This is a genomic window from Promicromonospora sp. NPDC090134 (assembly GCF_044746965.1).
Taxonomy (GTDB): domain Bacteria; phylum Actinomycetota; class Actinomycetes; order Actinomycetales; family Cellulomonadaceae; genus Promicromonospora.
In genome coordinates this window covers 578,853-588,489 of record NZ_JBIVCZ010000003.1, presented here as the reverse complement: position 1 = coordinate 588,489, position 9,637 = coordinate 578,853, and the positions used below count along the sequence as shown (strand labels likewise).

The window sequence follows — 9,637 nt, the reverse complement described above, 5'->3', positions numbered from 1 at the left end:
GGGGGTTTTGTTTTTGTTGTTTTTTTTTGTTCCCCTGGCGGGGGGGGGGGGGGCCCCCGTGTGTTTTTTACACCCCCGGGGGGGGGGGGGGGGGGCCGCCCCCCCCCCCGACCGCTGTCCGGAGTCGCCCGGGCCGGCCACAAGCCGGTTGCCCGGGCGACCGATGAACGCATGTCTGTCGAGGAACGATGCTCAGACTGATCGTGCAGCGCCTGCTGCTCCTGATACCCATCCTGCTGGGCCTGTCGATCCTGCTGTTCGGCTGGGTACGCGCCCTGCCCGGCGGGCCCGTGCAGGCCATGCTCGGCGAGCGGTACACCCCCGAGGCCGCCGCCGAGATCGAGGCCCAGCTCGGGCTCGACCAGCCCCTGATCGTGCAGTACGGCAAGTACCTCACGCGGCTGCTGCAGGGCGACTTCGGCACCTCGCTGCAGAGCGGCCGGCCCGTGATCGACGAGTTCCTCACGCGGTTCCCCGCGACGATCGAGCTCACCGTGGTGGCGCTGGTCTTCGCGATCGGCATCGGCATCCCGCTCGGCTACGTGGCGGCCCGCCGGGCCGGCTCGGTCGTCGACCACTCGGCGGTCGTGGTCTCGCTGATCGGCGTCACGGTGCCCGTGTTCTTCCTGGCCTTCATCCTGAAGTACGTGTTCGCCGTCGAGCTCGGCTGGTTCCCGACGACGGGACGGCAGAGCGCCACGATGGTCGCGACGCACCCGACGAACTTCTACGTGCTGGACGGCCTGCTCACCGGTGAGTGGGACGCGGCATGGGACGCGCTGGTGCACCTGATCCTGCCGGGCATCGCGCTCGGCACCATCCCGCTGGCGATCGTGGCCCGCATGACGCGTGCCGCCGTCTCCGAGGTGCAGAACGCCGACTACGTCCGCACGGCCCGGGCCAAGGGCATCAAGGCCGCCCGCCTGCGCGGGGACCACGTCCTGAAGAACGCCATGCTCCCCGTGGTGACGACCATCGGCCTGCAGGTCGGCCTGCTGCTGTCCGGAGCGGTGCTCACCGAGACCGTCTTCGCGTTCAGCGGCATCGGCAGCTTCCTCGCAGACTCCGTCTTCAACGCGGACTACCCGGTCATGCAGGGCTTCGTGCTCATGATCGCCGTGGTCTACGCCCTCGTAAACCTGCTCGTCGACGTGTCGTACGGGCTGATCGACCCCCGGTTGAGGAGGCAGCAGTGAGTGCCAACGAGCTTCCTGTGACCGGCGGCGTGGCTGCCGAGCCGCTCCGTACCAGCATCCACGGCGACGGACCCGGCGGGGAGGACCACGCCGGCGAGGGCGTCTGGGCGCGTGCCTGGCGCACCCTGCGCCGGAACCCCGTCGCGATCATCGGCTTCGTCATCGTCGCCCTGTTCGTCGTGGTGGCGGTGCTCGCGCCGCTGCTGGCCCCGTACGGCCCCACCGAGCTGCCGGGCCGCGCCGAGGTGCGGCCCACCATGATCCCCGGGCCGTCGGCCGAGTACCCGCTCGGCCTGGACCGCTACGGCGGCGACGTGCTGAGCAAGCTGATCTGGGGCGCGCAGGCCTCCCTCCTGGTCGGTGTGCTGTCCACGCTGTTCGGCCTCGTCGGCGGCATGCTCCTGGGCCTGCTCGCCGGCTGGCTGGGCAAGTGGGTCGACTTCAGCGTGATGCGCCTGGTGGACCTGATGCTGTCGGTGCCCTCCCTGCTCCTGGCGGTGTCGATCGCGGCGATCGCCGGCCAGTCCTCGATGTCGGTGATCGTCGCCATCGGTGTGGTGCAGATCCCGATCTTCGCCCGCCTGCTGCGCGGCTCGATGCTCGCGCAGCGCGGCCAGGACTACGTGCTGGCCGCGTCCGCACTGGGCCTGAGCCGTCGTTCGGTGACCATGAGCCACGTGCTGCCCAACAGCATCGGCCCCGTCATCGTGCAGGCAACGCTGACCCTGGCCACCGCAGTGATCGAGGCCGCGGCGCTCTCCTTCCTCGGCCTGGGCGGCGGCGAGCCGTCCACCGCGGAGTGGGGGCGCATGCTGACGGCCGCGCAGCAGGAGCTCGCGGTCGCACCGCGCCTGGCGATCCTGCCCGGTCTCTGCATCGCGATCACGGCCCTCGGCTTCACCCTCGTGGGCGAGAGCCTGCGCGAGGCCCTCGACCCCCGGAACAGGACCCGACGATGACCGACATCGCTGACAACACGGCCGACGCCCCTGTGGACGCCCCGGTGGATGTGCCCGTCGACGCCCCGGTGGACGCCCCCGTGGACGCCCCCGCGGAGGACGTCGTCCTGCGGGTCGAGAACCTGAGCGTCGACTTCCGGACCGAGGGCGGCCCCGCCCGCGCCGTGGCAAACGCCAACCTGACCGTCCGCCGCGGCCAGACCGTCGCGATCGTGGGGGAGTCCGGCTCGGGCAAGACCACGCTCGCCATGGCGGTGCTGGGCCTGCTGGCCAGCAACGGATCCGTGGCCGAGGGCCACATCTGGTTCAAGGACGAGGACCTGGGCCACATCAGCGCGCAGCGCATGGCGCAGCTGCGGGGCACCGAGCTCGGCCTCGTGCCGCAGGACCCGATGACCAACCTCAACCCGGTCCTGCGGATCGGGCAGCAGATCGACGAGGGCCTGATCGACAACGGCCTGCGGACGCGCCGCGACGCGCGCGCCCGCACCGTCGAGCTGCTCGACGAGGTGGGCCTGCCCGACGCCGCCCGCCGGGCCGGCCAGTACCCGCACGAGTTCTCCGGCGGCATGCGCCAGCGGGCGCTCATCGCCATGGGTCTGTCCGGCCGGCCGGCTCTGCTCGTCGCGGACGAGCCGACGTCGGCCCTCGACGTGACCGTGCAGCGCGGCATCCTGGACCAGCTCTCCGCCCTGACCGAGGAGCTCGGCACCGCGGTGCTGCTCATCACGCACGACCTCGGCCTCGCGGCCGAGCGCGCCGACGTCGTGGTGGTCATGTACCACGGCGAGATCGTGGAGCAGGGCCCGGCCCGCCAGGTCCTCACCGCGCCGCAGCACGACTACACCAAGCGCCTCATGGCGGCGGCCCCGTCGCTCGCCTCGCGCCGCATCGAGATCGCGCGCGAGCGCGGCCTGGAGGACGTGCTGGACGACGCGCTGCTCGCCCCGGGCGAGGCCGCCGAGCCGGCTGACGTGCCGGAGGGGGCGGCGGACCAGCGTGCCGACTCGGCGCCCCTCGTCTCCGTCAAGGACGTGAGCAAGGTCTTCTCGATCCGCGGCGGAGGGCTGCTGTCCCGCAGCAAGGACTTCACCGCCGTGGACGGCGTGAGCCTCGACATCCCGCGCGGCTCCACCGTGGCCGTGGTGGGGGAGTCCGGCTCGGGCAAGTCGACCCTGGCCCGGATGATCCTCGACATCGAGAAGCCCACCACGGGTTCCATCACGTTCGACGGCCGCCTCGTGGGCGCCGGCAAGCACAAGGAGCAGATCGCCTACCGGCGCCGGGTGCAGCCCGTGTTCCAGGACCCGTACTCCTCGCTGGACCCGCTCTACTCGGTGTTCCGGGCGATCGAGGAACCGCTGCGCGCGCACGACTACGGCGACGCCGCGGCCCGCCGCGCCCGCGTGGAGGAGCTCGCCGAGCAGGTGGCGCTCAGCAAGAGCCTGCTGCGCCGGTTCCCCTCCGAGCTGTCCGGCGGCCAGCGGCAGCGCGTGGCGATCGCCCGCGCGCTGGCGCTGTCGCCCGAGCTCGTGGTGTGCGACGAGGCGGTCTCGGCGCTCGACGTCGTGGTCCAGGCCCAGATCCTGCAGCTGCTCGCCGGCCTGCAGGAGGAGCTGGGGCTGACCTACCTCTTCATCACGCACGACCTCGCCGTCGTGCGGCAGATCGCGGACCGCGTGCTCGTCATGCAGCAGGGTCGCGTGGTCGAGGAGGGCACCGTCGACGCGGTCTTCGACTCGCCGGCCACCGACTACACCCGGGCGCTGCTGGACGCCATCCCGGGCAAGGATCTGGAGCTCGCGCTCTGAGCGTGGAGGGCCGGATCCGTGAGGCTCGGGCCACCCTGGCTCGCGTTGACCAGGGCGCTGCCGCGCCACTAGGATGGCTGGCGGTGCCGTGCGCCTTCCGGCGACCTACCGGCACCTCACGAGCACCGCACAAGCAGAGCTCAAACAGACCCTGTCCGTACTACGCCATGTCCGCATCGGAGCATCGAACTCAATGACCATCTCCACCCCTGCGAAGTCCGCACCCCAGGTTGCCGTCAACGACATCGGCACCGAGGAGGACTTCCTTGCTGCCATCGACGCCACCATCAAGTACTTCAACGATGGTGACATCGTCGAAGGCACGATCGTCAAGGTGGACCGTGACGAGGTCCTTCTCGACATCGGCTACAAGACCGAGGGTGTCATCCCGTCCCGGGAGCTCTCGATCAAGCACGACGTCGACCCTGGCGAGGTTGTCGCCGTCGGCGACGCCGTCGAGGCCCTGGTCCTCCAGAAGGAGGACAAGGAAGGCCGTCTGATCCTGTCCAAGAAGCGCGCACAGTACGAGCGCGCCTGGGGCACGATCGAGAAGATCAAGGAGGAGGACGGCGTCGTCACCGGCACCGTCATCGAGGTCGTCAAGGGTGGCCTCATCCTCGACATCGGCCTGCGCGGCTTCCTCCCCGCCTCCCTCGTGGAGATGCGTCGTGTCCGCGACCTCCAGCCGTACGTCGGCAAGGAGATCGAGGCCAAGATCATCGAGCTCGACAAGAACCGCAACAACGTCGTGCTCTCGCGCCGTGCCTGGCTCGAGCAGACGCAGTCCGAGGTTCGCTCGACCTTCCTGCAGACGCTGCAGAAGGGCCAGGTGCGCCCGGGTGTCGTCTCCTCGATCGTCAACTTCGGTGCGTTCGTGGACCTCGGCGGCGTCGACGGTCTGGTGCACGTCTCCGAGCTGTCCTGGAAGCACATCGACCACCCGTCCGAGGTCGTCGAGGTGGGCCAGGAGGTCACCGTCGAGGTGCTCGACGTCGACTTCGACCGCGAGCGTGTCTCGCTGTCGCTGAAGGCGACGCAGGAGGACCCGTGGCAGACCTTCGCCCGTACGCACGCCATCGGTCAGGTCGTGCCGGGTAAGGTCACCAAGCTGGTTCCGTTCGGTGCGTTCGTGCGCGTCGAGGACGGCATCGAGGGCCTGGTCCACATCTCGGAGCTGGCCGTGCGCCACGTCGAGCTGCCGGAGCAGGTCGTCACCGTCGGTGCCGAGGTGTTCGTCAAGGTCATCGACATCGACCTGGAGCGCCGCCGCATCTCGCTGTCGCTCAAGCAGGCCAACGAGGGCGTGGACCCGGAGTCCGAGGACTTCGACCCCGCGCTGTACGGCATGGCCGCCGAGTACGACGAGGCCGGGAACTACAAGTACCCGGAGGGCTTCGACCCGGAGACCAACGAGTGGCTCGAGGGCTTCGAGACCCAGCGCGAGTCGTGGGAGGCGGAGTACGCCAAGGCGCACGAGCGCTGGACCGCGCACCGCAAGCAGGTCGCCGAGGCGCTCACCGCGGACACCGAGGCGTCGTCCGAGGCCCCGGCCGCTCCGGCCGGTGGCGGCAGCACCAGCTACTCCTCGGCTCCGGTCGAGGAGGCCGGTGGCACGCTGGCTTCGGACGAGGCGCTCGCCGCGCTTCGCGAGAAGCTCACGGGCAACTGATCTGAGCTGATCACCGACGGCCCGTCGCCCCTCCGGGGGCGGCGGGCCGTCGCTGCGTCTGCGGGCATGGCCGGGGCCGGGCGGGGCACGAACTTTTCGGGATGCGGTGGCCCGGGCCGACGCCGACCGCCGTCCAACGCTGTGACCTGCGACGACGCGGCCCGCGGCCGCCGCGGGGAGTATCACAGCGGGCGCTGGTCAGGAACGCGGGAGTGCTGTTGGATGGCTGCTCATGAGCCGACCCGGACCCGACGAGGTGCGGAGCCCGGTGGCGCGCGAGCCGAGTCCGGCGGCCCTCCTCGCTCCCGAGCGGGAGGTCGTGCCGTTCACGGGCCGCGGGCGGGAGCTCGCCGACCTGCGCGCCTGGGTGCGCTCCCGGGAGCCCGTCGCGCTCCGCCTGATGTGCGGGCTCGGCGGCGTCGGCAAGACCCGCCTGGCGCTCGAGCTCGGCCGGCGCATGCGCCGCACGGGCTGGACCGTGGTCCACGTGCCGCCCGGCGAGGAGGTGGCGGCGGTGGTCGCGGTCGCCGCGGCGCGCCGGGTCCTGCTGGTGGTGGACGACGCCGGACACCGCCTCGACCTGCCCGCGATGCTCGACGCCGTCGCGGAGACCCGGACCCGCGGCCGGCTGCGGATCCTGTGCACCGCCCGCACCGGCGGCCAGTGGTGGCGGCGGCAGCGGTGGACCAGCACGCTGTGGGCGGGGCGGACGCCGTCGGTCACGCAGATGGCGCTGGCGCCCGCGCTCGACCGGACGGTGGAGGTGGGGCCGGACCCGGCGCTCGGCCTGGAGGTGGACCGCGCGGAGGACGACCGGGTGCTGCTCGGTACGGCGGTCACGCGCTTCGCTCGGGCGCTGGACCGGCCGGTGCCCGAGGTCTCGTTCGAGCTCACGCCGGACCACCGGCCGCGCGCCCTCGACCTGCAGGCGGCCGCGCTCGCGGCGGTGCTCGGGCCGGCGGCGGCCGGACCGCAGGGGCCGGACGCCGACGAGCAGGGGCCGGTGGCCGTCGACCCCGCCCGCGGGCTCGAGGCCGTGCTGGACCACGAGCGGGCCTGCTGGGCGGCGTCGGCCCCGGCGGCCGGGCTCGTCGCGGGGCCGGGCGGGACGGCCGAGGCGGCCCTGGCCACCACCCTGCTGGTGGGGGACACGTCGGAGGCCGGGGTGCGCGCCGCCCTCCGTCGCGCGGGCGTGGAGCCGGACGGCGGACGGACGGACCAGGCCGTCGGCTGGGTCCGTGCCCACCTGCCCCGGGTGCCGCGCCTGGCGGAGCTGCTCGTCTCCCGGGTGCTGGCGGGGCAGGAGGGGCTGATCGAGGCGTGCACGCGGGACCTGGGGCGGCAGGAGGCCTTCGGGGTGCTGGCGTTCGCCACGGCGATGAGCCTGGACCGGCCCGCGACGGGCCGGGACATCCCCGGGGAGCTGATCGCGGCGGCGGCGTCCGCCCTGCCGGACGAGGGGCCGGCGGACCTGGCCGGCCTGATGCGGGTGGCGCGCCGGCTGCCGCGCTCGTCGGGCCCGCTGGCAGTGCCCGTGCTGGACCGCCTCACGCACCGCGTCGCGGAGCTCGCCCGGCTGGTGGGTGACGAGGCCACGCAGGGCGAGGCACTGACCGACCTCGGCGTCGTGCTCATCGCCGAGGGTGAGCCCGCCGCCGCGGTGCCGGTGCTGCAGGAGGCCGTGGGGCTCTGGCGCGGCCTCGCCCGGACGGACGAGCTGCGGTACCGCCCGCCGCTGTGCACCGCGCTGAACAACCTCGGCATGGGCTACTGGGCGGTGGGCCGGCACGCCGACGCCCTCACCGTCCAGGAGGAGGTCATCACCCTGTGCGCCCGGCTCGGGCCCGGGGACGCGCCCTGGGCCGACGCCGAGCACGCGCGGGCCCTGCAGAACGCCGGCGTGTCCTACACGGAGCTGGGCCGGACCGGCGAGATCGAGGCCACGCAGCGCGCGTCGCTGGACATCTACCGCCGGCTCGCCGAGGGCGACCCCGTGCAGTACGAGCCCCGCGTCGCGGCGGTGCTGGGCAACTTCGAGGCCCTCACGGAGAGCGGCCGCCCCGAGGATGCCCTGCCCGCGAACGCGGAGGCCGTGGCGATCCGGCGGCGGCTGGCCGCGGGCCGGCCCGAGCACCTGGGGGAGCTGGCGTGGTCGCTCGGGCAGCTCGGCACCACCCTGGAGGCGCTCGGGCGGTACGAGGAGGCCGGGTCCGTGCTGGTCGAGGCGCTGCAGATCCAGCGGCGCCTCGCCGACGAGAACCCCCGGGGCACGCGCGCCGACCTGTCCGGCGCCCTGTCCGCGCTCGGCGCCCTGTACTCGACCACCGGACGCGCCGACGAGGCGCTCCGGCTGGAGCGGGACGCGCTGGAGATCCGGCGCGAGCTCGCCCGCGAGCACCCCGCGCGGTACCTGCACTACCTGGCGCACTCGCTGTCCAACCTGGGCGTCACCTACGCCCGGCGCGGCCGGTTCGACGAGGCCGTGCTGCTCGAGGAGGAGGCGGTGGGCATCCGCCGGGGTCTCGCCCGCCGGAACGCCCGGTCGCTGAAGTACCTCGCGCAGTCGCTGTCCAACCTTGGCGTGCGCTATGCCGACCTGGGCCGGTTCGAGGAGGCGCTGCGGCCCACGCAGGAGGCGGTGGACATGCTGCGCCGGCTCGTGCGGGACCAGCCGGAGAAGTACCGCACCGGCCTTGCGGAGGCGCTCGCGAACCTGGGGGCCACGCTGCTCGACCTGGACAGGCCGACCGAGGCACTGGGGCCGATGCGGGAGGCGGTCGCGATGCGGCGTCAGCTCGCGGTGGAGAACCCCGACAAGCACCGGCCGGACCTGGCGCTCACGCTCTCCAACCTCGCCAGCGCGCTGAGCGCCGCGGGGGACAACGTGGCGGCCCTCGGGCTGGCGCGCGAGGCCGTGGAGCTGCGCCGCCGGCTCGCCGCCGACCTGCCGGAGCGGTACCGGGCGGAGCTGGACCGGTCGCGGGCGGTCCTCGCGCGGATCGAGGCGGCGATCCGGAACCCGACGACGGTCCGGTAGGCGCGTCCGGCAGGTCGGTGCTCAGGCGTGCTGCGGGTGCTCGTGCGCGACGTGCGTGTGCGGCTCGACCTGGAACGTGGAGTGCTCCACCGCGATGTCGAAGTGCTGCGCCACGCACTCCTGGAGCTGGTCCAGGATGCGCGCGGCGTGCCCGTCGGTGAAGCAGTCGGTGCGGACCACCACGTGGGCGCTCAGCACGGGCAGCCCGGTGGCGATCAGGGACGCGTGCATGTCGTGCACGTCCTCCACGTGGTCGAGGTCCAGCAGGTGGGCGCGCACCTCGTCGAGGTCCAGCCCGGGCGGGGAGGACTCCAGGAGCACCGAGACGGTCTCGCGCAGCAGGCGCAGGGCCCGCGGGAGGATCAGCGCGCCGATCAGGAGCCCCGCCACGACGTCGGCCCGCTGCCAGCCCGTGAACGTGATGACCAGGGCCGCGACGACCACCGCGAGCGAGCCCAGCGCGTCGTTCACGACCTCCAGGAACGCGGCGCGCAGGTTCAGGTTCGCCGTCCGGCCCCCGGCCAGGACGGCCATCGCGGCGAGGTTCCCCGCCAGGCCCACCACGCCGAAGACGACGAGCTCGGGGCCGGGCACCTCGGGCGGTGCCACGAGCCGCAGCACGCCCTCCACCAGGACGTACACGCCCACGACCAGCAGCACGCCCGCCTGGGCGAGCGCGGCGATCACCTCCGCCCGCCGGTAGCCCCAGGTGCGGCGGGCCGACGGCGGACGCTGCGCCAGGCGGGCCGCGAACAGGGCCATCGCGAGCCCGGCGGCGTCGGTCAGCAGGTGCACCGTGTCGACGAGCAGCGCGAGGCTGCCCGTCAGGAGCGCCCCGGCGACCTGCGCGACCAGGACCGCCGCCGTGATGCCGAACGCGGCGGTCAGGCGGCCGCGGCCGCCGTCGGGCAGGTGCTGGTGGTGGTGCGTGTCCACACGGTCCATCCTCCCAGCCGCGGGTGCGG

Annotated in this window: 6 protein-coding genes; 5 read left to right on the top strand and 1 reads right to left on the bottom strand. The window is 73.2% G+C overall.

Features of this window, described 5'->3' with window-relative positions; genetic code table 11:
* Positions 1 to 188 precede the first annotated feature (188 nt).
* The 5 genes from ACIPN7_RS12385 to ACIPN7_RS12365 all read left to right on the top strand — a co-directional run bounded on the left by ACIPN7_RS12385 (position 189) and on the right by ACIPN7_RS12365 (position 8,672).
* Positions 189 to 1,196 carry an ABC transporter permease gene (locus ACIPN7_RS12385; RefSeq protein WP_400541958.1) on the top strand — a complete coding sequence of 336 codons (1,008 nt, stop codon included), beginning with the start codon at positions 189 to 191 and terminating at the stop codon, positions 1,194 to 1,196.
* Positions 1,197 to 1,252: 56 nt separating this feature from the next.
* Positions 1,253 to 2,155 (top strand): ABC transporter permease, encoded by a 903-nt coding sequence (locus ACIPN7_RS12380; RefSeq protein WP_400541996.1) that lies wholly within the window; start codon positions 1,253 to 1,255, stop codon positions 2,153 to 2,155.
* Positions 2,152 to 3,966, top strand: coding sequence for a dipeptide ABC transporter ATP-binding protein (locus ACIPN7_RS12375; protein WP_400541955.1), 1,815 nt, complete (start codon positions 2,152 to 2,154; stop codon positions 3,964 to 3,966). The genes ACIPN7_RS12380 and ACIPN7_RS12375 overlap by 4 nt, the downstream gene beginning before the upstream one ends.
* A 193-nt stretch (positions 3,967 to 4,159) precedes the next feature.
* A complete protein-coding gene (gene rpsA, locus ACIPN7_RS12370) occupies positions 4,160 to 5,635 on the top strand; it encodes a 30S ribosomal protein S1 (RefSeq protein WP_285102336.1) in 1,476 nt (491 codons plus the stop codon).
* Between the two features lie 232 nt (positions 5,636 to 5,867).
* Positions 5,868 to 8,672 (top strand): tetratricopeptide repeat protein, encoded by a 2,805-nt coding sequence (locus tag ACIPN7_RS12365; RefSeq protein ID WP_400541952.1) that lies wholly within the window; start codon positions 5,868 to 5,870, stop codon positions 8,670 to 8,672.
* A 21-nt stretch (positions 8,673 to 8,693) separates the two neighbouring features.
* Here ACIPN7_RS12365 and ACIPN7_RS12360 read toward each other — a convergent pair whose 3' ends face one another.
* Positions 8,694 to 9,617, bottom strand: a complete 924-nt coding sequence (locus tag ACIPN7_RS12360; protein WP_400541949.1) for a cation diffusion facilitator family transporter — start codon at positions 9,615 to 9,617, stop codon at positions 8,694 to 8,696.
* Between the last annotated feature and the right edge of the window lie 20 nt (positions 9,618 to 9,637).

Bases quoted from the DNA above. Each gene is read 5' to 3' on its own strand.
- ACIPN7_RS12385 (WP_400541958.1), top strand. From the start codon at position 189: ATGCTCAGACTGATCGTGCAGCGCCTGCTGCTCCTGATACCCATCCTG.
- ACIPN7_RS12375 (WP_400541955.1), top strand. From the start codon at position 2,152: ATGACCGACATCGCTGACAACACGGCCGACGCCCCTGTGGACGCCCCG.
- rpsA (WP_285102336.1), top strand. From the start codon at position 4,160: ATGACCATCTCCACCCCTGCGAAGTCCGCACCCCAGGTTGCCGTCAAC.
- ACIPN7_RS12365 (WP_400541952.1), top strand. From the start codon at position 5,868: ATGAGCCGACCCGGACCCGACGAGGTGCGGAGCCCGGTGGCGCGCGAG.
- ACIPN7_RS12360 (WP_400541949.1), bottom strand. From the start codon at position 9,617: ATGGACCGTGTGGACACGCACCACCACCAGCACCTGCCCGACGGCGGC.